This window comes from Methanocella paludicola SANAE (assembly GCF_000011005.1).
In the GTDB taxonomy this organism is placed as follows: Archaea; Halobacteriota; Methanocellia; order Methanocellales; family Methanocellaceae; genus Methanocella; species Methanocella paludicola.
This window is the reverse complement of the sequence record NC_013665.1, coordinates 1,377,991-1,402,775: the sequence shown is the minus strand read 5'-3', so window position 1 is coordinate 1,402,775 and position 24,785 is coordinate 1,377,991. Positions and strand designations below refer to the sequence as shown.

At 51.4% G+C, this 24,785-nt stretch carries 22 protein-coding genes; 10 read left to right on the top strand and 12 right to left on the bottom strand.

What is annotated here, in order from left to right:
• Positions 1 to 377 precede the first annotated feature (377 nt).
• Positions 378 to 875, bottom strand: coding sequence for an inovirus Gp2 family protein (locus MCP_RS07060; protein ID WP_145972511.1), 498 nt, complete (start codon positions 873 to 875; stop codon positions 378 to 380).
• Positions 876 to 1,358: 483 nt separating this feature from the next.
• Positions 1,359 to 2,141: a tyrosine-type recombinase/integrase gene (locus MCP_RS07055; RefSeq protein WP_158301460.1), complete on the bottom strand. Its 783-nt coding sequence runs from the start codon at positions 2,139 to 2,141 to the stop codon at positions 1,359 to 1,361.
• A 750-nt stretch (positions 2,142 to 2,891) separates the two neighbouring features.
• Here MCP_RS07055 and MCP_RS07050 point away from each other — a divergent pair.
• Entirely contained in the window at positions 2,892 to 3,236 is a 345-nt protein-coding gene (locus MCP_RS07050; RefSeq protein ID WP_012900148.1) for a hypothetical protein, read from the top strand.
• 924 nt (positions 3,237 to 4,160) lie between these two features.
• Here the strand turns inward: MCP_RS07050 and ftsZ are convergent.
• The 3 genes from ftsZ to MCP_RS07035 all read right to left on the bottom strand — a co-directional run bounded on the left by ftsZ (position 4,161) and on the right by MCP_RS07035 (position 7,529).
• A complete protein-coding gene (ftsZ, locus tag MCP_RS07045; RefSeq protein WP_012900147.1) occupies positions 4,161 to 5,306 on the bottom strand; it encodes a cell division protein FtsZ in 1,146 nt (381 codons plus the stop codon).
• A gap of 388 nt (positions 5,307 to 5,694) precedes the next feature.
• Positions 5,695 to 6,594, bottom strand: a complete 900-nt coding sequence (locus tag MCP_RS07040) for a HEAT repeat domain-containing protein (RefSeq protein ID WP_012900146.1) — start codon at positions 6,592 to 6,594, stop codon at positions 5,695 to 5,697.
• 134 nt (positions 6,595 to 6,728) lie between these two features.
• Entirely contained in the window at positions 6,729 to 7,529 is an 801-nt protein-coding gene (locus MCP_RS07035) for a mechanosensitive ion channel family protein (RefSeq protein WP_012900145.1), read from the bottom strand.
• A gap of 134 nt (positions 7,530 to 7,663) precedes the next feature.
• Here MCP_RS07035 and MCP_RS07030 point away from each other — a divergent pair, with 134 nt between their 5' ends.
• On the top strand, positions 7,664 to 8,650 hold the full coding sequence (locus MCP_RS07030) for an aminopeptidase (protein ID WP_012900144.1): 987 nt from the start codon (positions 7,664 to 7,666) through the stop codon (positions 8,648 to 8,650).
• Positions 8,651 to 9,252: 602 nt separating this feature from the next.
• On the opposite strand, the gene MCP_RS07025 is transcribed toward MCP_RS07030, so the two are convergent.
• Positions 9,253 to 10,665, bottom strand: a complete 1,413-nt coding sequence (locus tag MCP_RS07025) for an MFS transporter (RefSeq protein WP_012900143.1) — start codon at positions 10,663 to 10,665, stop codon at positions 9,253 to 9,255.
• A 104-nt stretch (positions 10,666 to 10,769) separates the two neighbouring features.
• On the opposite strand from MCP_RS07025, the gene MCP_RS15940 reads away from it, so the two are divergent.
• Both MCP_RS15940 and MCP_RS07015 read left to right on the top strand, forming a co-directional pair.
• Positions 10,770 to 11,411 (top strand): hypothetical protein, encoded by a 642-nt coding sequence (locus MCP_RS15940; protein WP_012900142.1) that lies wholly within the window; start codon positions 10,770 to 10,772, stop codon positions 11,409 to 11,411.
• A gap of 148 nt (positions 11,412 to 11,559) precedes the next feature.
• Positions 11,560 to 12,018, top strand: a complete 459-nt coding sequence (locus MCP_RS07015; RefSeq protein ID WP_012900141.1) for a hypothetical protein — start codon at positions 11,560 to 11,562, stop codon at positions 12,016 to 12,018.
• Here MCP_RS07015 and MCP_RS07010 read toward each other — a convergent pair whose 3' ends face one another.
• Together MCP_RS07010 and MCP_RS07005 are read right to left on the bottom strand one after the other, a co-directional pair.
• The gene (locus MCP_RS07010) at positions 12,019 to 13,092 is read right to left on the bottom strand and encodes an EFR1 family ferrodoxin (protein WP_012900140.1); all 1,074 of its coding nucleotides are present in this window, start codon (positions 13,090 to 13,092) and stop codon (positions 12,019 to 12,021) included.
• Between the two features lie 366 nt (positions 13,093 to 13,458).
• On the bottom strand, positions 13,459 to 15,636 hold the full coding sequence (locus tag MCP_RS07005; RefSeq protein WP_012900139.1) for a sensor histidine kinase: 2,178 nt from the start codon (positions 15,634 to 15,636) through the stop codon (positions 13,459 to 13,461).
• A 178-nt stretch (positions 15,637 to 15,814) separates the two neighbouring features.
• Here MCP_RS07005 and MCP_RS07000 point away from each other — a divergent pair, with 178 nt between their 5' ends.
• A complete protein-coding gene (locus MCP_RS07000; protein ID WP_012900138.1) occupies positions 15,815 to 17,398 on the top strand; it encodes a PAS domain-containing sensor histidine kinase in 1,584 nt (527 codons plus the stop codon).
• A 31-nt stretch (positions 17,399 to 17,429) separates the two neighbouring features.
• Positions 17,430 to 18,047 carry an MBL fold metallo-hydrolase gene (locus MCP_RS06995; protein ID WP_012900137.1) on the top strand — a complete coding sequence of 206 codons (618 nt, stop codon included), beginning with the start codon at positions 17,430 to 17,432 and terminating at the stop codon, positions 18,045 to 18,047.
• Between the two features lie 276 nt (positions 18,048 to 18,323).
• Here the strand turns inward: MCP_RS06995 and MCP_RS06990 are convergent, their stop codons facing one another.
• Entirely contained in the window at positions 18,324 to 19,820 is a 1,497-nt protein-coding gene (locus tag MCP_RS06990) for an RNB domain-containing ribonuclease (protein WP_012900136.1), read from the bottom strand.
• 178 nt (positions 19,821 to 19,998) lie between these two features.
• Between MCP_RS06990 and MCP_RS06985 the strand changes: the two genes are divergently transcribed.
• On the top strand, positions 19,999 to 20,415 hold the full coding sequence (locus tag MCP_RS06985) for a flavodoxin family protein (RefSeq protein WP_012900135.1): 417 nt from the start codon (positions 19,999 to 20,001) through the stop codon (positions 20,413 to 20,415).
• A gap of 9 nt (positions 20,416 to 20,424) precedes the next feature.
• Here the strand turns inward: MCP_RS06985 and MCP_RS06980 are convergent, their stop codons facing one another.
• The 3 genes from MCP_RS06980 to MCP_RS06970 all read right to left on the bottom strand — a co-directional run bounded on the left by MCP_RS06980 (position 20,425) and on the right by MCP_RS06970 (position 21,933).
• Entirely contained in the window at positions 20,425 to 20,739 is a 315-nt protein-coding gene (locus MCP_RS06980) for a DUF488 family protein, N3 subclade (protein ID WP_012900134.1), read from the bottom strand.
• Positions 20,740 to 20,815: 76 nt separating this feature from the next.
• Entirely contained in the window at positions 20,816 to 21,544 is a 729-nt protein-coding gene (locus MCP_RS06975; protein ID WP_012900133.1) for a hypothetical protein, read from the bottom strand.
• A 35-nt stretch (positions 21,545 to 21,579) separates the two neighbouring features.
• Positions 21,580 to 21,933 carry a winged helix-turn-helix transcriptional regulator gene (locus tag MCP_RS06970; protein WP_012900132.1) on the bottom strand — a complete coding sequence of 118 codons (354 nt, stop codon included), beginning with the start codon at positions 21,931 to 21,933 and terminating at the stop codon, positions 21,580 to 21,582.
• A gap of 119 nt (positions 21,934 to 22,052) precedes the next feature.
• On the opposite strand from MCP_RS06970, the gene MCP_RS06965 reads away from it, so the two are divergent.
• The 3 genes from MCP_RS06965 to MCP_RS06955 are packed head-to-tail and all read left to right on the top strand — an operon-like array spanning position 22,053 to position 24,358.
• On the top strand, positions 22,053 to 22,568 hold the full coding sequence (locus tag MCP_RS06965) for a flavodoxin (RefSeq protein WP_012900131.1): 516 nt from the start codon (positions 22,053 to 22,055) through the stop codon (positions 22,566 to 22,568).
• Between the two features lie 6 nt (positions 22,569 to 22,574).
• On the top strand, positions 22,575 to 23,774 hold the full coding sequence (locus MCP_RS06960; protein WP_012900130.1) for an aldo/keto reductase: 1,200 nt from the start codon (positions 22,575 to 22,577) through the stop codon (positions 23,772 to 23,774).
• Positions 23,775 to 23,818: 44 nt separating this feature from the next.
• Complete coding sequence (locus MCP_RS06955) at positions 23,819 to 24,358, top strand: flavodoxin family protein (RefSeq protein ID WP_012900129.1); 540 nt, start codon at positions 23,819 to 23,821, stop codon at positions 24,356 to 24,358.
• Positions 24,359 to 24,785: the final 427 nt, after the last annotated feature.

The following is a 24,785-nucleotide window of genomic DNA, read 5'->3' as shown; positions in this document are numbered from 1 at the left end:
CCGTTTGAAGTTCTCTTCCTATCTTCAAAGGCTTGTTGTTCTTATATGATTTCTTGACTTGTCTTTCTAATTTTTCATCGCCCTGGCTCAGATATGCATGTTCATCGCAGAAATATCGAAGTACATGCCCACAATCCTTACAATACATTTTCCAGGGTGCAGGCTTACTGCATATCTCACAAATTGAGCCGTCAGGTGCATCATTATTAATAAAAATACTATGGCCGTGCATATACTCGCCATTCTACTAGTTAATCTACAATTGATATAACTGCTTTGTAGAAAATTAGATAATGGGCATGTCATCACCCATTTCATATTTTATCATTCTTATTTTGGATTTTGCAATATCGCTGCATGTTGCAAGGTTTATGTATTCAATGAAGGAGGGGCCATATGCGATTTGGTTCGTATTGTAGTAGTTGAACCAGTATTTTGAGTTGGGGATTGAAGTGCGGATCTATTTCTACTTCTATTTCGCCTTCCGCTTTACCTTCCCATTCTGGAGGTTTAGGCCTTTTTTCGCCGTTGAATCCGTATCGCCTTTCGTGGGTTTTGAAGTTGTCACCACCTTCTAGCTGTTTGGTCATGTACTTCATCATGTATCCAGCTGCATTGCGTACCTCGCAAGTATCCTCAATATGCACGATGTAGCTTTCCCCGTCAGTTGCTCTCGTCCACAATTTCTTTATCCTGGCTTGGGGGATGTACATATTTAACGCTACGTGAAGGTGCCTCACGCCCCGTTTGGTGAATTCCTTTACCCAGAACGCCTTTAGGCCCGGATATTCCTTTTTTAGATTATCCATTAGCCTCCGGTAGTGCTTCATTATTTTATCCTTGTTTTTGGCCGTAGATCGTTCTGTCAACGTCATGAACCGGACATGTTCCCCACGAAAGAACCGGTTGACATCGTCCAACAATTTGTTTTTTCTTACCCTAGAGCAAACGGGGCAATCCCACTTCTTACATGGGATGTGGAATCGTTCTCCTGTGGTAGTGCTTTGACCGTATCCTATGGGCTTGATGCAGTTAGTCGGCATTTATTGCTTTCCTTCCTTCTTATTTTCTAACTTATTCATATACGGTCAAGGGAAGGCGGGCCTCCGGCCCGCCAGCGCCTTCGCGCTTGCGATGCGTAGCCCCCGTGGGCCTGGCGCGCACGTAGTCCCCACCAGCTTGGGCATCCTGTCGGCGCGCAAGGTTCCCCCTACGGGCTGCCCCCTAGCGCGCCTTGCTTTTGCGCCGCCTCCAAAATTTGGGTGAAGAGGCGGCGCGGTCGGGTTCAAGCTGAAAAAAATTTTATAGCAAAGGCCCGGGGATTGGAGACGAGCATTTCCGGTCATCGTGGGGCCTCGCTAATAACTGAAGCTTTCCATTTTGGCCTTTATGCGTTCCATGTGGGGATGCGAATACCAATCGAGCATATCCGAACTCGAATGGCCCGTTATCCGCATGACTTCCTCAGGATTGCCGAGCTGATCCATCAGCTTAGTAGTAGCGGTATGCCTCATCGTATGAGGGTGTAACATACGCTTACGCCTCTCCCCAGGTTGGGACGGCCCGTCTATGCCGTAACGCTCGCCAATGCGGTATATGGCCTGTCTAATGCCGTCACTGGTCAACTCGTTATGGGGCTTACCATCTCCATCCGTCCAGGTGCGTTCACTGACGATAAGCGCATCAGTGTTACGGCCGATATGTGCAAGGTATCGAGCCCTGGCATCTAGATATACGGTAAGGATGCTGTAATACCTGGGCGGTATCGGGGCGACCTTTTCCTTTCTCGTCTTTGTATCATGGATTAGGAGAGTTCTCGCCTTATGATCTATATCCCCGATGTTAATCGAGGCTAGCTCGCCCACGCGACAAGCTGTAAAGGCGAACACCATGAATATGACACGGTCCCGTATCGACAGGCCCTCGTCCTCGATGATATCGCGTACCACCTGAAAGTCCAGTATCTTTGGAACTGTCTTTTCCGGCTTCGGCAAAGGGACGGCCTTAAAGTCGATGTCCTTACCATAGGACTTGGCCCAATATTTCATGGCCCAAAGGTATTGTCTTATGGCGTTAGGCGAACGGCCTTTCTGTCTCATGGCCGCTTTTAGTAGTAGGGCGTTCTCGTTAGAGGGTTCCAATACGCCCCATACACGCTGTATGGCACGAATGTTCCGTACGATCGTTTCAACGTTTTTATTACTCAATCCTTGAGTGTCAAGGAGGTAACTCTCCAGGTGAACTTCAGATATGTACATTTTGGACCTAACCTCCTGACCACGGCCAACGAAAAAGTAGGTGTTTTGGGGTTTTGTAGGTGGTTTAGGTTTAAGGTTAGGTTCACGGCCCTTAGTAGGTGGTTCCCTCAAAGCGGGATATAGTGGTTTGGCCGTTACTGGTTTTGGTTTAGTAGTGTGGTTTAAAGTCCCCTTTTCAGAGTATTTCGATTTACGGCTTTCGCAGTCAGTATATGCTTTTTCAAGCACATGCTTACATGGCTTATTTTGATTTATACTTATTGTATCCTACGGCACGACCTTCCCATTGGTTGATTTCACTTTCATGAAACTTCTCACCTTCTGACTAGGAAATCGTATAATCCTTGACAGGGATGAGAAAATAAGTCCACAGTTATTTGATTTTAAGAAAAAGGCCACGAATCGCTTACTTGTAATCAGCAGGTCGCGAGTTCGAATCTCGCCGGGGACTTATGGGCTTGGGGTATAAATCTCCAAGCTACTTTTTTATAATCTATATATTTTAATTCTCGTCACCCAGACTCGACTATATAGGTACAAAGCTCATCTTTTTTCATTTTATATCTTTCAAGTTTTATGATTCAAAGCATTTAATAACAAGTAAATTGCTCTAATTAAATAATTGTGATGTAAATGGTCACACCTGCTCCTAATGCACTTGCTACTTATTGTTGTTTTGGTAATTTATTATTACTGGGAATCGTTTTCTTTCCGGTTATTATTTTTGTAGCTATTGCTGTGCTGGACCCCCGCCTGGAGGGGAGAATATCAATGCCAAGCTTAGACATCCTTGAATCTGGTTATGACCTGATTAACCGGTTACTCAAGAACGCAGGCACAATATTGGCTCTGTTAATCAAGGGCGCATTCGCAATACTGGCCGTGTTCATCGTGCTCTGGGCCTTGTTAATCGTGATTGGGGTAGGATGGAACATCATATTCATGGCATTCGGCCAGATGCATCCACATCTACCCTAATGACTCCCACCATTCCGTCCGGTTTTTCTACACAAAAATTTACCTTCGGACTTTAAAGATTGGTCCGAATCCACAAATATTTCGGACCGACTTTTTTATTTTAATTTTAACTTGTAATCAGCAGGTCGCGAGTTCGAATCTTGCCGGGGGGCTCTTTTACTTTTTTTAAAACAAAATGAATGTTTTATTATAATCGTTAGATAAAAAAAACTAATTTTCATTAAAGCCATTTTAGTGTTTCTGAGTATCACTCCTCAGACGCCAAATGTGCGAGTTGCGCTTGTTATTACGATAACTGAAAATAAATGCTGTGTTGAACTAGCCCCATTTATCTGACCAGTCCCGGTTTTAAGCCCGCGAATAGGTGCAAGCCCGCGAAGACTGTTCCGAGCGAACTGAGAGGTAGAACTTATAGGGGCCCGGTTGGCGATAAACCTGCTAACTGACTCATGGGATTGTTGTAATTGAGCCGGTTTATGGTAAGCCGTGCCCTGTGTAACTCTGTCTCTCAGTTAAGTATAAACCCGTCTCTGTCCCCTTCCGTGTCTCGCATATAAAAGAATCTTCGTGCGTACTCCGTGGCCCCGTGACCCTGTGTATTGGACACTCAACCAAGGCATAACTGTAAATGAATGGAGAATAAAGAAAAAATATTGAACATTGGAGGCGCTGCCTTAAAAGATCATTTAGATGGTTAAGTCTAAAAAGTCATAATTAATTTAAGATAGTCTTCGCGGTCTTCGCGTAAGCTTAGCGGTCTTCGGGCTCGAACAGTCTTCGCGGACTTAAACCTCTTAATGGGATTTGACAGCATGGGCGAGATGATAGTAATTCAACACAGCAAAAATAAATAAAAAAGAAAAGGTTTGCGTCCATTTTGGTTTTTGAGTTTATTCATATAAAAATGGTGAAGCGAAGGCCGCTTCACTTGATAGCATCGATGATGGAATTGGACACTTTCGAGCCGCCGCGCATGTTCAGCCTGCCCATCGGGGCACTGTCATCATTGGTTGCGGCACTAGTCTTCTGGCCTTTGCCCATGATCTGCGGCGAATGCACGCCGGTCAATATGGCCATCACTCGTACCTTGCCCTCGTATTCCTTCTGGACCCTTGCGCCCCATATAACGTTAGCGTTAGAGTCCATCTCGTACGTTAACGACTCTGCGATGTTCGTGGCATCGCTCAGGGTCAGGTCAGGCCCGCCGGTGATGTGCACCAGAGCGCCGGTAGCGCCACGGCAATCCACGTCGAGCAGCGGGTGACTGAGCGCGTTCCTTACGACGTTGTCGGACTTATCCTGGCTCTTTGCCTCGCCGATGAGCATCACAGCGACGCCGCCTCCGTTCATGACGGCCTTCACATCAGCGAAGTCCAGGTTGATCAACGATGGCTTCGTAATCGTTTCGGATATGCCCTTTACTGTCTCGGAGATCAGCTGGTCCATGACAGAGAACGACTGCTCCAGAGGCAGGTCCGGCACATATTCGAGCAACCTGTTGTTGTCAAGCACGATGACCGTGTCCGCCGCGGATCTTAGTTCGGCGATACCCTCTTCTGCCTTGACGATCCTCGCTCGTTCTACCTTGAATGGCGTGGAGACCATGCCAACGACGATGGCGCCCTGCTCCTTTGCGACCTGGGCAACGACCGGTGCGGTCCCGGTGCCCGTTCCGCCACCCATGCCTGCGGTGATGAATACTAAGTCTGCGTCTTTAAGGACTTCCTGCAAAGTGCCTCTCGCGAGTTCCGCCGCTCTCTTGCCGATCTCCGGGAAACCGCCCGCGCCCAATCCTCTGGTCAGGGACTTGCCCACGAGGATCTTCTTATCGGCCTTGACCATGTCAAGTCCTTGCTTATCGGTGTTCACGGCTATTGTCTCGACACTCCCGACGCCGATGTTGTATAATCGGTTGATGGTGTTGTTTCCGGCTCCGCCGCATCCTACGATCTTGATACGAGGGAGGCCAAAATCCTCGAAGTCGCTACCGGCAGTGTTCTCGCCCTTATCGTTCCTGTACTCGCGTTCCATTTCTGTGTATTTCAGTGCTTCTTGCACAACTGAATCCATACTCATGTTTATTCCCATCCCCATTTGATAATGCGGAACCATGCTCAAGTGCCAAACAGGCGCATGGGCCGCTTCACATTATTTTCAGTTTGTCCTTGCCGGGCTACATGGACACGTTTGTAAAAGGAGTAGGCCGAGCATCGGCCAGGCGGGAATGTAAATTGAGGCTCTCATATCCAAAATTTCTATAGCCATCGCTGAACAATCAACGGATAGAGATGAGATTTTCTCATCAGTTACTCCAATCCAAACCCAAAATACGTATACGTTTATTCCCATATTTAAGCTTGCTGGAGTGGGAGTATTTGCACAAGATATGCTCGGGTTATGATCGGCTGATATCCATCCGGTCGAAACTCGCAGGGGGCTCTCTTACCTTTTAAAAAACTTAACCTGGATACCCGTACATCGGGAATATCAGGGCAAAAATGAGCACGACAAATATCATGGTAATGATCAGCGGGATGACAATGACTGTCAGCGCCGCATAGATAAGGATACTTACTAAAGACGGCTCGGGTTTCACGACCTCGCCCGTGTTGATCTTATTCGCCGTCGTGTAGGCATTATATATGCTGTACAGCCATAACGCGAATCCCGGAATGATAAGAAGCAGGTACCCGATGTATATCCCGGCATAGTACATGAAGCCTTTAGCATAGCCTTCGCCATTATAGATCTGGCCCAGGCCGGGCACCAGGAATGAGCAAACGGCCGCGAGTATGGGGCTTTTTTGGTTTTCGGGCGGCGAAGGCTTCTTTTCCTCGAGCTTATTCTCCACGAGCATCACGAGGTCTACGTCCGACGTCCCCTCCTCGGGCTCCGGAGCGCTCGCATCAGGGCCTTCGGGATGATTGAGCTTATACACGGTGCTCCTGACCGCGTTAATAAGCCTGGGCTCATCGGGCGTCAGCGGTATGCTCTCAATAGGCCCGATCACGCTTTTATCGCCGAACATGCCCAGCGCTGTTACGACGCTGACGTTGACTTTATCGGAAGAGCGTTTCAGGGCATTTAACAACGGCTGTATGGCCGCTTTATCGCCGATCTTGCCGAGCGCCATGGCGGAGCCGGCCTGTATAGACTCGTCAGGGTATTCTAGAAGCACACTTAGCGGCTCCATGGCCAGCATATTTTTATTATCGCCCATGGCTTCAATGATTTGAAGGGCGGCGGCCGTGTTATCGGCATCGAGCGCATCGTAGAGGCGACTTACCTGTTCACTAAAAAGCTTCTGGCTGGAATTATCGTCCACGATCCTGTCTTCGCCCGGCATCGATCCGACCATTTATATACCCCGATTAAGCGATCGAGAATTAACCAATTGTACTTATTGATTAAACGTCGTAATATATTAAATCTTACTGTGTAATCGGGAACAAATTAATTTATTCGTTTGAGAGGGGAAACGGAAAGTCCTCTTCAGGCCTTCTCTTTTAATGGTTTCTTATAAAAGTCATTGATCACGTCGATAACGGCCGATGTGGCCCTTTCGGAATCCCTGGGGTCCTTGACCCAGACATGGAACTCGTAGTCGATATTGTCCGGGGTGATCTTCGACTTATAGACGTGCATGTCCATGTCGTAGCGCACGCCGGGAAGCGATTGAATGTGTTCTTTAATTGCCGACAGCAGATTCGAGATATCCGTGGCCCGGGGCATAACGAATGGAACTTTTAGCAGGTACGACCTGGTCCGGGTATAGTTAACGATGGGCACCGTAAGGAAAGTCGAGTTAGGGACGACGATGTTCAGCCCGTTCAGGCCCCGGAGCGTGGTCGAGCGGAAGCTGATCCCGTCCACTTCGCCCGTGTTCTCGCCGACCTTGATGATGTCGCCCGGCTTGAAGGGCCTCTCGATGTACACGATGATGCCGCCCATTAGATTTGAGATGATGGTCTGCGAGCCGAGCGCGATGACTACGCTGATAAGGCCCAGGCTCAGGATCAGCGAATAGATGTAGGTAAAGCTGTAAATGCCCAGGATGTTGATGGCGGCGAAGAAGAGTATGCCGTATTTGACGACCGCCTGCAGAAAGCTGACGGTGCCAGGCGTCAGCGCCTCGTCCCTGCCGAACTTGCCGATGAAGGCCTTCAGGACCCGTATGAGGGCGAACGCGATGATGACGATGAGGAGGGTGTATAATAGCTTCTCCCAGTTGGCCGTGAGAAAATCCACTATGGCCACTACGGCTTTCGTGGTGCTGTCTGTGGCCGACTGCATATAAAGAACTATGAGATGCAGGTTTTTATAATTATGGCGTCGGCGATGGTATTAGCCCTGTCCGTTTCCCTTCCATTTAATAATTATTCAAGATAGTATTAAATTGATATTTTTCTTAGATTATTTATCCTAACATGTATCCGGGCGCATATACCTCTAAGCTGGCCACCGTCGCGGACGTATCCGGCCGCATAATAAAGGATTGCATGGGCGTAAAGCCCGGCGAGTCCGTCCTCGTCATCACGGACAGCCTGCGGAAGGACCTGGGCGTGCCAATTTACCAGGCTGCCCTGGCTGCAGGGAACGATGCAATTTATTTGGAGATGAGGCCCCGCACCATTAACGGCGAGGAGCCCCCGCTCGTGGTCGCCGACGCGATGTACCATGCGGATGTCATCATCGCGATCACTAAAGTATCGCTATCCCATACGCAGGCGAAGATCAGGGCAGTGAAACACGGCGCTCGCATCGCCACCATGCCGTTCGGCGCCCGGAGCACGGACTTCGTCATGGGCATATTCACGGGCGGCGGCATGACCGTGGACTACCGGCGAATGGACGAGAACATCCGGCACCTGGCCGGACACTTGAACGGGACCAGCGAAGCCCGCATCACGACAGAAAAAGGAACTGATATCCGGGTTGAGTATGGTGGCAGAGAATTTCACACGGATTCGGGCATCGCCCACAAGCCAGGAGATTTTACGAACCTGCCTGCCGGTGAGGTTTATGTAGCCCCGGTCAACGCTGAAGGCATTATTGTTGTCGACGTCACAATGGGCAGATTGGGAAAGCTCAAATCGCCGCTCAGGATAGAGGTCAAGGGAGGCATGGCCTACTCGATAAAGGGTGAAAGGGCTGAAGAGCTTGAAAAGATACTCGCCGGATTCGGGCCGAAGGCGATGAACCTGGCCGAGTTTGGCATCGGGATGAACCCTGCCGCCCGCATCTGCGGCCTACTCCTCGAGGACGAGAAAGTAGCCCATACAGTCCACTTCGCGCTGGGCAGCAACGCCGCCTTCGGCGGGGACGTGAGCGTTCCGCTGCACATGGACGGCGTCGTCGATAATCCATCGATATGGGTTGACGGGAACATACTGGACATCGACAAATACCTATAGCGTTCTAGCTGATTTGTTCGGTCGGTATCTCGAACCTCTCCAAAGGAAATAAGCCACGAATTCTTCTTTTTAGATTTTTCTCACGAAGCCTCGAATGCTCTAGCTCACCGTCAATGCCCGAACTCTCAAACACTCTGGGCAGTGCTCTAAGCCTCTAACGCGCTAACCCGAAAAGAAGGCTCTAAAACTCGAATACACGTTTGAAACGCTAAACAGTGGAGCACTAACACTCTAAGAGCCCGGTCGTTCCCCGGTATTTAGGGTGTTCGAGGAGTTTGCGTTTTAACTGAGCCTTAGAGTGTTGGTGCCTGCTCGTTTAGCGTTTCGAACGTGTATTCGAGTTTTAGAGCCTTATTTTCGGGTTTGAGGCTTCGAGCGTTTGGGCACTGCCCAGAGTATTAGGGAGTTCGGGCATTGACGGTGTTTTAGAGGCTCAGGGATTTAGTGAGTAAAATTATAAAAGAAAATTAGTGGTGTAATTCCTTTGGAGAGGTTCGTGATACCGACCGAACTATCCAGCGCCATGTGGAATACGGCATGTAATGCAGCAGCTGTTACATATTAGAATAGTATTTTAAAACGTTGAATATGTAAGGTAATATCTAATGCTTCTGTGGGGCCGCAGGCACGGGCACTTCCTTCTTCCGCAGGTCACCCCGCATCACCGAGGCGATCAAGCCCAGCACGCAAAGCACGGCGAAAACGATAAAAGCCGTCTGAATGCTGGACATCAGCGCAGGATTCGGCCCCGGAATAAGCTCGATGCGGCCCATATAGAGGGAAAAGAGCAGCATGGCGATGCCCAGGCTCATCACCTGGCCGATGAGGCGCATGGTGCTGACCATGCCCGATGCGACACCGAGGTCACGTTTTTCGACCGAGCCCATGATGGCGCTCGTATTCGGCGAGGAGAAGAGCGCAAAGCCCAGGCCGATGAAGGCCAGTCCCCCTATAACAAGGATGAGCGGTGTTTCGGGGGTAAGCAGGGCAAACAAGGCCAGGCCCAGCACGCAAAGCCCCATTCCTGCGGAGGCCACGACGCGGGGCTCCACCTTATCCGAGAGGCGCCCTGTGAGCGGGGAGAAGACGGCCTGAATAATGGGCGCAGCTATAAGAATGATGCCGGCGGTCTGGTAATCGTACCCGCGGATATACTGCAGGTAGAAGCTAAGCAGGAACGATACGGCGAACGTGGCGCTATAGTTGATAAGAGCCGCCAGGTTGGAGAACATGAACACCGTATTCTTGCGTAATACGCTCACCTTCAGGATGGGGTTCTTATTCCTCAACTCCCACCAGAAGAATACGATCATTATGAGCAGACCGAGAGCTATCAATGCGAAGCCATGGGCTCCGGGGACCTCGGTAAGCCCGTACATGAGGGAGAAGAGCATGACCGTATAGAGAGCCGTGCCGGGAAGGTCGAACTTTTCCGTCTCCGGGTAGCGCCATTCGTCCTTTATCAGCAAGTATGCGAGAAGTGTGATGATGAGGGCAAAGACCATGATGCCGCCGTAGATGTACCGCCAGCCTAGGTACTGCGTGATGAGGCCGCCCAGGACTGGCCCGAGGGACAGCCCCGTATACGTGACCGCCATGTTGATGCCGAGCACCTTTCCCCGCTCCTTCGCCGGATAAGCCGCCGTTAGTATGGCCATGGCCGTCCCAAAGATCATTGCAGCGCCAAACCCTTCGATAGCCCGGGACGCTACGAGCACCGGCACAGAATTCGAGATGAAGCATAAGAAAGATGAGACTACGATGACGCCCAATCCCGCGATGAAGAACTTGCGGCGCCCGAAAATGTCGGCGATCCTCCCGAACGGCACTACGAATATGGCCGCGGACAGCAGGAACGCCGTGACCACCCAGCCCAGCATGATCTCGTCGGTCCCCGGGAATTCCTTGCCGATAGAGACAAGGGCGATGTTGATCGAGGACGAGAGGAACGGCGTTATAAAGGCCGACATGCAGGTGATGAGGAGAATGAGCCGCTTATCCGTGACTTCTGCCATAGGATGCCCCTGGAATAGTGTCCTTTCTCATCTTTTACTTATAAATAAGAGGTGGTCCGCCCTATCAGAAAGTTTAAAGCTAAGCCGGGAATAATTAAGCAACCATGTCTCGAATGATGAGCGCCTTAGTCGCGCTGCTATTCATCGTTTCACTGGGCATGGTATCCGCGCCGGCAGCGCATGCCGACCAGGTGACGATACCGCTGGGCTATTCGGCATACGGGCTGAGAAGCCAGGTCGAGGCGCACTTACAGTACGTCGAGATCGGTGACGACCGTAAGGGAAGCACTCAGACCACCACGCCCCTCGAGCGTGTGAAATGGTTCCGCCTGTTCTACCAGTACGAGAACCACGGGAACACGACCGAGGACGGCGACCTGAAACTCGAGTTCATCGACGATAAGGGCAACGTGTACAAGCTGGACGAGCGCACCTACACGGGAGACAAAGTCTCTCCGAACTCGATCGGGTCGCTCAAGTTCGTGGAGCTTCCCATCTCCAGGGACTCGAACATCGTGACGATACGCGTCTATAAGGGATTCGAATATACGGATTTCCCGATGCCCGGGCAGGGAGCGGTAACGCCCACTGCGACCGTTGCGCCCACATCACAGCCCGTTACTGCGACACCGTCTACTCCGACCGCAACGCCACAGCCGACGCCTTACGTGATCCCGCAGGTTTTGTCGCTGTTAGTCGCGGGATGCGTAGCGACGTGGATCGTCTCGATGCGTAATAAGAATTAAAACATTATTTCGCCTCCTACCATAAAAGGTCCTGGAGGCATCATTCATTCTTTTTATACTGATGTCTTTTAATAAAGTCACAGCTTAAGAACTTCTTGCTTGAAAACACCTCTTTAAATATATGCAGCTATAAAAATATTCAGGGATCATGAGAGGAAAGTGCATTGCCATAATCTGTCTCCTGACAATAGCATTTCTGGCCTGCGGCTGCGCCGGGTATAAGGCGATAACAAGCAGCGTACCTCTGGGAATTATAGCAGACAGGCCGAACTATACGCCCCTGATGTCATCGACTGTAGGGATCGGCCTGACGCCCGAATATCCTTCATCGATCAATAATAGCACCGTAAGCTTCCTCTGGCATACGGATTATGGCTATTTCCTGTCCTGGGAATCGCCCGACTTTAAGGTCAAAAATAACGGGCAGGACGCCGTTACCACAGATAGAAAAATCTACTGGTCATACAGCCCCGAGGATATGGATAAAGATAAGCCGCCCGTGCATATCACCCTGGCGATGATAGATAAAGAGGCCGGCAGAACGCTTAACACCACGAGCATCGGCATTGCCTGGGAAAACGGCCACATTGCCCGCGTAATAAAATGATCAGGGTATCTTTATTTCGGCTTTTTCAGCTGTATCCTCGTTTATAACCGACGTAAAGAGCGGGTCCATATATCGCCGGTTGGGACTGCTTAAGTTCAGGCTCATGACTTTCCCTACTATGGGGATGACTTCCATCACGAATATGAGCTTATCTGCGATGAAGAGGAAGATAAGATATAGCAGTGCCCATGCGGCGATCTCGAGGGCTGTTCCCGATATGCCTGAAGGGTGTGTGGCGGAGATTAGGTTAAAGGCAAACATATTCCATGGTATGAAAAGGCCCGCGATCATGGCAAAAGCCCGCGGCAGAGAGGCCTGAACGGCTTTCTGAGGGCAGATGTTAATGCAGCGCTGACAGCCCTGGCATTTCCAGCCCCATCGCGGGTGCCCCAGCGAAAATCGAATAGCTTTTACCGGGCAGGACGCAACGCATTTACCGCACTTGATACAGGCCGTGTCGGCCACATAGAGCTTTCCGAGGCCACGCCGGCCGAAGATGCTGAAAATTATGCCGGGGAAAATGGAATAGGCGATCGGAAGTAAGCCGCATTTTTGCAGGCTTCTAGTTCCGGCGGCTATTTTTTCCGCGAACGATTCCACACGATTATCTGATGATTGCCGTATCTTACTTATCTCAGCGGGAGGCGGCGTGCTGATCAGCATCGATATGCTGTGAGGATAACCGACCGCCATGGTAAAGGATACGTCATAGCCCTTTCTTGATAGAGCCCATCGTGCGTGCTCGAAAGAGTATCCCGGGTCGCCGCCATCGCCCGGTATTACGGGCTTTTGCCAGAGCATACCATGGACTGCGATGACCGCCGCCTTCTTTTTCTTTACCGGCGCAAGGCCATGTATGTATCGCATCATGATCTCGGGGACATCATAGGCATATACGGGAAAAGCAAAAATGTCAAGGCTGTCAGATGAATTATTCATGCCCTTTTCAACGTTCCAGAGCCGGACCCGGTACCTGTTATCTTCGAGCTTTTTCTTTACAATTGATGCTGCCCGGAAAGTGTTACCCGTACCCGAAAAATAATGAATGGTAGCGCCCCTCACCTCATCGGCCATAATTGTATACTAGTTTTCGATAGTATCATAAAAGGCTTTCCGCAAGAAAACGGTGAGTAGAGGACCAGAAAAAAATAGGAGGTTAGTATGAGGTGATCAAATCCTGGTACTGCCGGAGGGCTTTCTCGCATCACCCCTGTAGAGGCAAACGTTTTCGTTCATACGTCAATACATCTCCATTTCTCACATGCCGAGGCCCCTGGCCTCGGCATCGTTTTTATTGTTCTTGATCTTGGGGGGTTAAGGTATGTTGTAGCAATGCTACAACCAGTACTTTATCGGGTGACATATAAATGATTTCTCGCCCCATCATCCAACTATTGCGCCACAGTTGGACGATTTGGCCAAAAGGTATAAAATATGCTGTCAGTTACCGGCCAGCGGTAAAATGACCACGAACCGGGAGCCCTTTGTGTGGTCACCCGGCACCCGGTCCTCGACCCAGGCCCGGCCATGGTAGTCCTCGACGAGGGTCCTTACCAGGTATAGCCCCAGGCCTTTGCCATGGGCGTGCGTATCGCCCCGCTGGAAGCGGTGGAACAGCTTCTGCTTGAGCTGGTCGGGGATGCCCGGGCCGTTATCCTCGATGGCGACACGGCAATAATCTTTTCCGTTCTCGACCATGGTATCCTGACGGATATCGATCTCGACGGGCTTTCGGCCTTCGGAGTGCTTGATGGCGTTCCCGATGAGGTTGCCGAAGACGTCCCGTATGAGGCTGTTGGCGAGGACATGGCAGCTTTCCTTTTTCTCATAGCGGATGACGATGCTGTCGGAAGATGTGCGCAGGTAGTCGTCCCGTACGTCGGACAGGACATCGCCCATGTCGATGACCTCCGTCTTCAGGTCGCCCTCCTTCGAGCGCTGGAGCTTCCGGACGTTCTCGATGAGCCGGGCGCTGCTCTTAAGGGCGTCCAGGGGCGTGGATATGAGCTCTTTTTCCTCTTCGCTGAGCGGCAGCCGGTCGTTAGCGAGCTCCAGGTACCCCATGGCGACCTGGTTGATGTTGTTGATATCGTGGCCCATGAGGTCGAGGTACAGCTCGGCCCGCTGCTTGGCCTCCTTCATGCTCTCCTCGGCCTGCTTCCGCTCAGTGATGTCCTGGCTGATGCCGTAGAGCCACTTGACTTTTCCAGCTTTATCGTGGACGATCTTGTCAACGATCGTGTTCACATACCTGATAGTCCCGTCCGGCCTCACGATACGATAGTCCGCGCCCCCGCGCTTGCCCGTCCGTATCGCGGTTTCCATAAGGCCCTCCATGATCTTTCGGTCATCGGGATGAACGCGTGAAATAGCCCAATTGTGCGACGGCCTGACCTGGCCGGGCTCATAACCGAATATCCGGTCGCATTCGGGCGAGCCGGTAAGCTCTCCCGTCTGCACGTTCCAGGCCCAGTTACCGACATGGGCGACCTCCTGAGACTTCGTGAGGATATGCTGGCCCTTTCTTAGCGCGTCCCCTGTCCGCTTGAGCTCCTCGATATCCTTTTTTATAATATCCATCATACCGCTGAACGAGCGGGCAAGCTCCCCGATCTCATCGTCCCTGCCGAGCGGCAGCATGTGCCGGTAATTTTCGCTCTCGCCTGCCATCTTGACGGCGGTCGAGAGCTTCGTTATCGGGGAGGTAATACCGTTGCCGACGTAGAGCCCTAGTATCATGGAAAGAATGACGGTAGTGGCGACAATGGCTACCATCCATGTTGTGGCGTTCCTGACGGGCTCGTAGGCCACATTTACTGGTATGGCTACGATCACGCCCCAGCCAAGGGTCTTTATCGGTGTATATGCGGCCAGCCGGTCGTCATTTTCCACGGGGTTATGGTTCTCCATAACGCCGGTTTCGCCGTTCAGTACACGCTGTACTGCCGGTACGGACGTATAATCGCGCATCTCTAACACATATTGAGGGTTGTTGTGTACGATGATGTGGCCCGTGCGGTTCACCAGGTATATGTATTGCTGGTTCTTCACCTGCGTGCCGAGCACGGTTTTCGCATAGTCGTCGAGGTCGATAGTACCGACCATGACGCCGATCACCGTCCCGTTATTGTTCTTTACCGGGACGCCGATGGCGACTACGGGCGTCCTGTCTATGCCGGGCTCCGTATCCCCGATGTATGGCATGCCCGTCATGGTCACATTATTGACATATGGCCGGTCGACGGCACTGGTACCGATCAGGCCGGACAAGGGAGCCGTGGCGGCCAGAACGGTGCCGTTCTTATCGGTAAAGTACACGCTGTTAATGCGCTCGGTGCTGTTCGCATAAGCGGCCATCGAAGTTAAAAAGGCCGTATCCCCGTTCTCCATAGCTCTTACTACCAGAGGCCGGTCCGCAATGCTAGTAAGGTATAATTGCGAGGCGCCCATATACTCCGGCGTCATCGCGGATATGGCCTTCGCCTGCGCCAGGTTGTCGTCCCATATGGTTTGCCGGATGGTGTACTGGAAGTACAGGGTGCCTGCAGCCCCTATTAAAATAATAGGAAGGATCATCAGGAGTACAAGGACGATCACTTTTACCTTTATCGATGCCACTGCATGTCACCGTTCCGCCACTATGTAAAAAATATGTATTATAAAAATTCGATTTTATAATATATGTACTTTGAGATTTTGGTATAATATGGCAGGAAAGCAAATGAAATTTATACATATAGCTTTAACATTATATTAATAATTTAATCGTTAGAGAACAGACCCGGCGGAATGAGGCGTGCATCCCAACCCTGTACTGGAAGATAGCAAGAGCGAAGAGCAGGTATCTCAAGAAATAAAGGAGCTGAGGGCCCGGGTCAAAGCGCTAAAAAGGGCAGAGAAAGAGAGGGATATAGCTGACGAGGCCCTGCGGGAGAGCGAAGAGCGGTTCAGGGCGACGTTTAACCTCGCGGCCGTAGGCATTGCACACCTGACCCTCGACGGGCACTTTATACGCGTGAATCAAAAGTTTTGCGATATTACCGGCTATACGCAGGTGGAATTAATAAAAATGACCTTCCAGAGCATCACGCATCCCGATGACCTGGGAAGAGACTTGAATAGTATGAACGGCTTGATAAAAGGAGAGGCCGATACGTATTCGACCGATAAGCGGTATATACGTAAGGACCACTCCATCGTGTGGATACATCTTACCGTCTCCATTGTCCGTGCGCGGACGTCACAATATTTTATCGCCGTGATCGAGGACATTACGGAACGTAAGAAGACGGAGGATGCAGCCCGTAAATCGACGGAAATGCTGCGTCTGGTCATGGATAATATCCCGCAGGCCGTCTTCTGGAAGGATATCAATTCCGTCTACCTTGGCTGTAATACGGTTTTCGCGCGTTTTGCCGGCGTGGAGGCCCCCGAGGACATTGTCGGTAAGACTGACTATGACCTGGCCTGGTCGATGGAAGAGGCCGAGGCATTCCGGAGAGACGACCGCCGGGTCATGGATTCGGATAAGCCCCTGTATCATATTATCGAGCCCCAGCTTCAGGCAGGCGGAAAGCACGCATGGCTCGACACGAATAAGATCCCCATGCACGACAGCGAGGGCAACGTCGTGGGCATCCTGGGCACGTACGAGGACATCACCGAGCGGAGAAATGCCGAGCTGGAGCTTGAGAAGTCTAAGTCGCAGGCGGAGCTTTATGTGGACTTGATGAGCCACGACATCAATAACATGAACCAGGCAATGATGGGCTATCTTGAGATGGCCATCGAGCTGCTGGGCCTTCAAGGTAAGGATAAAGAGCTGGTCGAAAAGCCCCTGGAGATCATCGAGCATAGCTCTAAGCTTATCGATAATGTGAAGAAGCTGCGCAGGCTTGAGGCCGGCGAGGTGCCCCCGCGTGTCCTTGACCTGGGCGAGGTGCTGTCACAGGTACGTGATGAATACAAGAGCGTCCATGGCCGGGATGTGACTATTAATTATACGCCTGTGGCGGATCGCTTGGTCGAGGCGAATGAGCTTCTACTAGACGTTTTCTCGAACCTTGTGGGTAACTCTATTAAGCATTCTCAGGGTCCCATTATAATTAATATAGAGCTGACAACAGCTATTGACGAAGGTAAAAAGTATTATCGTGTTGCCATCGAGGACAACGGACCTGGCATCCCCGATGAACAGAAGAAGAACCTGTTCGCCGATATTAAAAAGAGTGAGCGGAGGGCGATCCGCAGGGGCCTCGGCCTGAGGCTGGTGAAGACGCTGGTCAATGACTATCAGGGCAGGGTGTGGGTGGAAGACCGTGTGCCCGGGGAGCATGGAGAAGGCGCACGGTTCGTGGTCGAGCTTCCTGCACATGAATAATTTTATATGCTTATGACTTTTGTTACAAAGTATGAGCCAGCTTATCGATTCCAGGATAGATAGTAACTCTCGTGTCTTTTTTATCCAGGGCGATCGGACTGCGATCGTCGATACTGGCGCCCCGGGTAACGAGCGGAAGATCCTGAAAGCCCTGAGAGAGGCCGGGATATCTCAGGGCAGTGTTAACCTCATTATTGTCACTCATGCCCACTGGGACCACTGCGGGAGCTTACACGCGCTAAAGGCAGCGCTGAAGGTGCCGGTCATGGCGGGCTGGCCTGACTCGGAATACCTCGAAAGAGGCGAGAATTCCCCGGTCTCGAGGTCGGCGGCAAAGCATGCCAGGTATCTGAATTTTGAAGGAACAAATGTCGAAGTAGTCGTCAAAGACGACATAAGCCTGGAAGACTATGGAATAGATGCCAGAGTATTCCTGACGCCAGGCCACACAGAGGGCTCGATCTCGGCCCTGGCGAGCGACGGTAATTGTGCTGTAGGAGATTTTCTCGCAGGCCTTTATACCGGAGAGCCAGATGACATAAAGCAAAGCCTGAAGAAAATGATAGAGGGCGGCGTGAGGCGATTCTGCCCGTCACACGGGCAGGACATTGATGCAGAGGCCATACTCAGGATATTACAGGATAGTTGACAGATCATTATAGAGAGCTTATATGCACGGAAATAAATCTTTATATACGTATGACCAGGAGGGTCAAGTCTATGAAGTAATTGCGGAAGTTGCGCTTCATTGAATTCACATCACATTCGTTTTTGAGGAGGTTGAAATTATGGCGAAGGATCTCTCGCCAATTGTCCCTAAGGTACTGGAATATAAATGATTTCTCGCCGTAACGTCCAACAATCGAGGCACAGTTGGACGATACGGCCAAAATGTATTTGAAGAGTCGCTAAAATCGGGTAATAACTATCGTCCGTGCCGGTTATTTTTCTTTATCCTCTTAAAGTCGATAAACCCGCGCTCCACGTCCGTGCCGATCAACTGCACCCGGATCCTGCAGCCGACATCCACGCCTTCAAAACCATGCTCAAGCTTTCCTTCAACGGGCGGATCCAGGATGCGGACCCACGTCCCATGATCGGTGGCGCCGGTGACGAAGGCATCGAACTGCTCCCCGACCCTTGATCTCAGCAGCAATGCCGCTGCGGATTTTCTTACCTGCCGTTCGACCTTGGTCGCTTCATCCTCCTCTTCGGTACAATGTGCAGCGAGCGCCTCCAGCTCATCGTGATCATAGGGCGGAGTCACCCCGGATATGGCCGCTTTCAGTAACCGTTGCGTGATCAGGTCAGGGTATCGGCGGTTGGGGGCGGTCGAATGAGCGTAGTCCTTTACCGCAAGGCCGAAATGCCCGGCCCCATCCTCTCCCGGAAGCTGGACCATGTATTCGCCGGAACCTAATAGCTTGATGACGCTGAGTGAAAGATCGGGAAATCGAAGAGGGTCTTGAGCTTTGGCTGTTGCCAGGAATTGCTCCAGTGCCTTTGAGTCGGGCGCCCGTGGCAGCCATGAGCCCCGCTCAGCGGCAAGGCCGACTATCCGGTCCCAGCGTTTAGGCTTGCGGACAACGCGCTGAAGCACCGGAAAATTTTTAGAATCGAGATATCGTGCCACAACGCCGTTGGCGGCGATCATGAACTCGGCGATCAGATCCTGGGCCCGGTTCTGTTTTGAGGTTACCAGTCCTTTGAGCTCCTCGCCGACAAATACCGGGCGAGCTTCTATGGTTTCTAGTTCAAGCGCGCCGTGCTTGTAGCGGATGGACTTTAATGTTTGAGCCACGCGGTCCTGGAGCCGGAGGTTCTCGCGGAGACCGTCGACCGCATCGAGTCCTTGCGGCATTGGCCCGGTACCCTCCAGCCATCCGGCTACACTGTTATATGCAAGTTTTGCATGATTGCGTACCATTGCCCTGTAGATGTCCGAACTCCGAAGCGATCCATCCGCGGCAAAGACCATTTCGATGACGACGGCCAGGCGGTCGGACCCATAGTTGAGAGAGGTGAGATCAGTGGAGAGCTTTTCGGGCAGCATCGGAAATGTCTCGGCAACAGTATAGACCGAGGTCGTATTTTGCCGCGCATGATCGTCAATTGCCGACCGCTTCCTCACTACAGCGTCCACATCGGCGATGGCGACACGTATTTTTACGGCACCTGTGGGCATGGCTTCGGCAACGGTAAGCTGATCCAGGTCGAGCGAATCATCGTTGTCGATGGAACACCAGATAAGGTTTCTGAGATCGCGCGTAGATGCGTCAGCCTGTGTTGCCGGCCCGTTGATCCTGTCCAGCTCTGCAAGTGCCTGTGCCGGGAAATCCGGGTCCAGCCCTCTTTCCAGCATCGCCCGATGGGCAATTGCCTTCAGTATGGAGCGGTGATGCCTGTCGTCGATATTCGTCATCTTATCACCTGTATGGGATCGCAGTATTTAATATACCGGAGAGTTAGGGTTCAAGAATAATCAATATTACTGAACATGTGGTTCGTCAGATGTATTTTAAGATATATCTATAGAGCGATAAGTTCGAGCGTAAATGCCATTTATTATTATATATACTTGAAAGGTCAACAATAGCGTTATGAGCGATTTCGAGGTCATTTATTATTCTCGTGGCGGTAACACGAAGAGGCTGGCGGACGCGATCGCAGGCGAGCTGGGCGTTAAGGCCGTGGACGTTAAAACTGCGGCGTTGAGCCCGGATGTAAAGATCATATTTCTGGGGAGCGGATGTTACGGGGGCAAGCCCGGCGAGGACATGGTGAAGTTCATTCAGTCCGGTAAATTAAGCGGCCGAAAGGTCGCGCTCTTTGGCACGTCCATGGGCGGCATCGGCAAGGAAGTCGATGAGATGGCAGCGGCCTTGAGACAGAAAGGCGCGAATGTCGTCGGGAGCTATTTCTGTAAGGGTAAAGGATTACTGATATTTAGCCGTGGCCATCCGAACCAGGATGAGATCGACGGCGCCCGTAAATTCGCGAAAGAAATGGCTTCGTGATGCCGGCCTTCATAACATCACCTTTGGCTCCCGGTAGTGGGACTCGGGCACGAAGATGTTCAGACACTTTTCCAGCCACGCTGCGACGAGCCTGCGGTGGCAGATCTGCCCCGGGGGCTCATGGCATAACAGGATCGCGTTTTCGCCGAGGTCGAGGAACACCTGCCGCGGGTCGAGCGCTAAGAGCTGGAGGTTATACGACTTCGTATACTCGGCCTCCGTTATCCTGCCCCTGCGATAATTATCCTCTAAGTCCGCCGGTGGTATGAGGGGCTTGTACTCGAAGCCATAGAACCACGACGGATGGTCTATGGCGATGCTCACCGCGTTCGACGAGCGCGCGTTCGGGCTTTTAAAAAACGAGGTCTTCAGTCTATCACTTCGAGCATCGCTCGTAAGATTATTTATATTTCTCTTTATATCTGCTTTCCGTTGAATTGGCGCCGGTAGTTAGTCGAACATACAGTATCGCGTTAACCTTTTTTCCTGCAGGGGCCAGACAATCCATCGTCCGCAGGCAGTAGACCATTTTTTGGGCCAGCGTCCTGTTAATTTTGGTTGTGGCTGCGAGGTCGCTGACGTTAAATGGCTCGGCCAGGGTCGTAGGGATAAAAGTAAGCATGTCTGCTGGTGATTTCAATATCCGCCTGTCTATCACCCGTAGTAACCAGCGCTCCTCCGTGACCCATCCCCCTCGCCTCCAGCCGCGTACCCCGTCGAACCGGCGTACTTCTTCCTCCTCGATGAGCAGCAGCTCGAGCGTGAAGTTCGGGTTCTTAAGCAGTTCCGGCAGCCTCACGAGCTCATAGAAAATTTGTTCATACGTGCCTCTTTTAGGCGATCTCCGGCGGCTGACCGTGCTCCCGTCATCCGCCTTCTTAGTGATCCACTTCTCCCCGGGTATGGGATATACCAGCCGCACCGGATGGTTTACCACGAGCTTCTCAAGCTTACGTTTGATGGCGCTGAAATTTTTCGTTTGTATCTCGATGAGAAGATCGTCGCGCACGATATCCACCACAGAACCGTCAACAGGTACCTCGAACATGTCCCTTGGCACTGCGTACCACTGCTTCAAGGCTTCATGTAGTGGCTTCTCGTTCAGCGTGCCTATTTGTGGCGTTCCCAATTCTAACGATCTCCCGTATCAATGAGAAGTACCGTTCATTCTTCACACTTATACTTGATGCGGTCACCCATGTGCTCGGACCCCCATTCACAGAGCTGGTCCAGGATCGGCATCAGGGATTTTCCCAATTCCGTAAGAGAGTACTCCACTTTCGGCGGGACCTGCGTGTAGACCTTCCGGGTGATAAGGCCGTCTTCCTCGAGCTGGCGAAGTTGCTTTGTCAGCATCCTCTGGGTGACTCGGGGCTGTAAACGGTCAAGTAGCTGGCTAAAACGGAGCGTCTCATCATTTAGCTCATAGATGATCAACGGTTTCCATTTGCCGCCGATCACGGCCAGGGTCGCATCGATCGGCCAATCATATATTTGTTCTTTGGGAGCGGCGTCCATAGTATCAATCCTGTTCGTATGTAACATGTATGTATGTACATCATATTTATACACTATGTACATAAAGTATACTAAAGCCGCATCAGGCGATATATAAAAGCAGCTGGAGGAGTATAAAAGTGAAAAGAGCTTTATCACCATCTTCAAGTCCGGTAAATGGCGGAAATATCCTTGTGGCTTATTTTTCTCACTCAGGCAACACACGCATCATCGCCGATAAAATACACGAAAGCGTCGGCGGCGATATCTTTGAGATCGTGGCCGTAGATCCCTATCCCCGGGATTATAATGCGGTTGTGGCGCAGGCAAGGAAGGAACTGGATGAGGAGTATATACCTGAATTGAAATCAATAATCAAGAACATCGAATCTTACGATATGATCTTCGTCGGTTACCCCAATTGGTGGAGTACGATACCCAGGCCTGTTGCAACGTTTTTATCTGAATATGATCTTTCCGGAAAGACTATTGTGCCGTTTTGCACGCACGAGGGAAGCGGCCTGGGGCGAAGTGTTACGGACATTAAAAAATTTTGCCCACGGTCGATCATTCTGGAGGGACTTGCCGTCCGGGGCAGCTATGTTAAAAATGCGCAGAATGAGATGGCTTCATGGCTGCGTAAGATCGGGAGGTGAGCGAAAATGATGTATAGAAAAATGCCGAAGAACGGAGACGAGCTGTCGATCCTTGGATTCGGATGTATGCGCCTCCCGGTGAAAGAGAATGGCTCCATCGACGAAGAAAGGGCCACGAAGCAGGTACGCTACGCGATCGACCACGGCGTAAACTATGTCGATACGGCCTATCCCTATCACAACGAGCAGAGCGAGCCGTTCTTAGGCCGGGCTCTCGCCGACGGTTACCGCGAGAAAGTGAAGCTCGCGACAAAACTCCCCGGATGGATGGCGAAAAGCCGGAAGGACATGGACCAGTTCCTTGATGTCCAGCTGGAAAAGCTCAACACCGACCACATCGACTATTACCTCGTCCATGCCCTGGTCGGGGATTTGTGGGACAAACTTGTAACAATGGGCGTTGCCGATTTCCTCGATAATGCCAAAGCCGACGGCCGCATCGTTAACGCGGGCTTTTCCTTCCACGGCGCGGGCGAGGATTTCAAGCGGATCGTGGACGCCTACGACTGGGACTTTTGCCTGATCCAGTATAACTACCTGGACGAAAAGAACCAGGCGGGCACCGAGGGCATGGAATATGCGGCCTCGAAAGGCCTCGGAATAGTCGTCATGGAGCCCCTCCGGGGAGGGAACCTCACGAATCCCGTGCCGGTGAGTGTGAAAGCGATCTGGGATACGGCCCCGACGAAGAGGACCCCGGCCGAATGGGCCCTGCGCTGGGTCTGGAACCACCCGGAGGTAACGGTCGTCCTCTCCGGGATGAATAAGGAAGACCATATCGACGAGAACCTGAAGGTGGCCGATGAGGCGTTCCCGCATTCCCTGACGGAAGCCGAGTTGGAGCTGGTGAGAAATGTAGAGCGTAAGTACCGCGAGCTGATGAAAGTAGGCTGTACGGGCTGCCGGTATTGTATGCCTTGCCCGGAAGGGGTAAACATTCCGCTCTGCTTCGAAATATACAACGATAAATACCTGTCAGGGAATGCGGACGGAGCCAGGTTCATGTATGCCGCACGGCTGGGCAGCGTCCTGTCCGTGGGAGAGCCGGAGTTCGCCTCGAAGTGCGTCCAATGCGGAGACTGCCTTGACAAATGCCCCCAGCACATCGAAATACCGACGATGCTCGAATCCGTCGTCGAAGAACTGGAAGGGCCGGACCTGGAGCAGCGCGTCGCCATGGCAAAAGTGGCATTCAAACGGACGTGAATGTCAGGATGACCCGGATCATAAACAATCGGAAGATGATATAAGTGAAACAAAAAGTTCTTGTACTGTCCGCCAGCCCGAGGAAAGGCGGAAATTCGGACTTATTATGTGACCAGTTCATACTGGGCGCCACGGAGGCGGGAAACCAGGTAGAAAAGATCTACGTGCAGGATAAAGAGATCAACTTCTGCCTTGGTTGCATGGACTGCCAGAGCAACGGCGGCGTATGCGTGCAAAACGATGATATGGCCGAGATCCTGGATAAAATGGTCCGGGCCGATGTGCTGGTGATGGCGACTCCGATCTATTTCTACAACATGGATGCCCAGTTAAAGGTCGTGATCGATAGGGTATGCCCCCGTTACACGGAGCTATCCAATAAAAAGGCGTACTTTATAGCCACTAGCGATGATGGCCGAAAAGAGGCCATGGACGTCGCGGTCGCCGGTTTCCGGGCATTTCTTTCGTGCCTGACTAACGTGGAGGAAGCCGGGATCATCTATGGCACGGGCGTACGTGACGTGGGCGATATTAAAGGAAAGCCGGCAATGGCTATTGCTTATAAAATGGGAATGGCCATATAAAATCGAAGGACATAACGTTTGAAGTCGCGAATCCCTACGGAATAGAACCCTCAATCCTACGCCTTTGCTGTGTGCATGCAAATTTTTATTTAATTCTTTTACGGTTCTTGTGCGTTTTTGGGATGATATATTGCTTTGGCTGATGCCTTCGCTCGTTTTTATGTTATGCCGTCGTTGAGTATTCCAACCACAGGGGCACGGAGAGCGCTGAGTTTCACGGAGTTTTCTTATAAATGGAGACCCAGAGGCCACGGAGTACGGGTTTATAACATTCCCGGGGCACGGAGTTGAAAGAGGCACTGCCGAGGATAAACCGCATTATTGTTTATTGGTCAACCGAGCCTCAATAAACTCTGTGCCCCAGGCAAACTAATAAACCGGCCTCTGAGCTCTCTGAGTCTCAAATTATAAGAAAACTCTGTGTAAC

What these genes read in the sequence shown, in the direction of transcription:
- MCP_RS07025 (WP_012900143.1), bottom strand. Translation starts at nt 10,665, where the DNA reads ATGGCAGAAGTCACGGATAAGCGGCTCATTCTCCTCATCACCTGCATG.
- MCP_RS07050 (WP_012900148.1), top strand. Translation starts at nt 2,892, where the DNA reads ATGGTCACACCTGCTCCTAATGCACTTGCTACTTATTGTTGTTTTGGT.
- MCP_RS06995 (WP_012900137.1), top strand. Translation starts at nt 17,430, where the DNA reads ATGAGCCAGCTTATCGATTCCAGGATAGATAGTAACTCTCGTGTCTTT.
- MCP_RS06960 (WP_012900130.1), top strand. Translation starts at nt 22,575, where the DNA reads ATGATGTATAGAAAAATGCCGAAGAACGGAGACGAGCTGTCGATCCTT.
- MCP_RS15940 (WP_012900142.1), top strand. Translation starts at nt 10,770, where the DNA reads ATGTCTCGAATGATGAGCGCCTTAGTCGCGCTGCTATTCATCGTTTCA.
- MCP_RS07060 (WP_145972511.1), bottom strand. Translation starts at nt 875, where the DNA reads ATGACGTTGACAGAACGATCTACGGCCAAAAACAAGGATAAAATAATG.
- MCP_RS07035 (WP_012900145.1), bottom strand. Translation starts at nt 7,529, where the DNA reads ATGCAGTCGGCCACAGACAGCACCACGAAAGCCGTAGTGGCCATAGTG.
- MCP_RS07015 (WP_012900141.1), top strand. Translation starts at nt 11,560, where the DNA reads ATGAGAGGAAAGTGCATTGCCATAATCTGTCTCCTGACAATAGCATTT.
- MCP_RS07010 (WP_012900140.1), bottom strand. Translation starts at nt 13,092, where the DNA reads ATGGCCGATGAGGTGAGGGGCGCTACCATTCATTATTTTTCGGGTACG.
- MCP_RS06970 (WP_012900132.1), bottom strand. Translation starts at nt 21,933, where the DNA reads ATGGACGCCGCTCCCAAAGAACAAATATATGATTGGCCGATCGATGCG.
- MCP_RS06985 (WP_012900135.1), top strand. Translation starts at nt 19,999, where the DNA reads ATGAGCGATTTCGAGGTCATTTATTATTCTCGTGGCGGTAACACGAAG.
- ftsZ (WP_012900147.1), bottom strand. Translation starts at nt 5,306, where the DNA reads ATGGATTCAGTTGTGCAAGAAGCACTGAAATACACAGAAATGGAACGC.
- MCP_RS07040 (WP_012900146.1), bottom strand. Translation starts at nt 6,594, where the DNA reads ATGGTCGGATCGATGCCGGGCGAAGACAGGATCGTGGACGATAATTCC.
- MCP_RS07030 (WP_012900144.1), top strand. Translation starts at nt 7,664, where the DNA reads ATGTATCCGGGCGCATATACCTCTAAGCTGGCCACCGTCGCGGACGTA.
- MCP_RS06990 (WP_012900136.1), bottom strand. Translation starts at nt 19,820, where the DNA reads ATGACGAATATCGACGACAGGCATCACCGCTCCATACTGAAGGCAATT.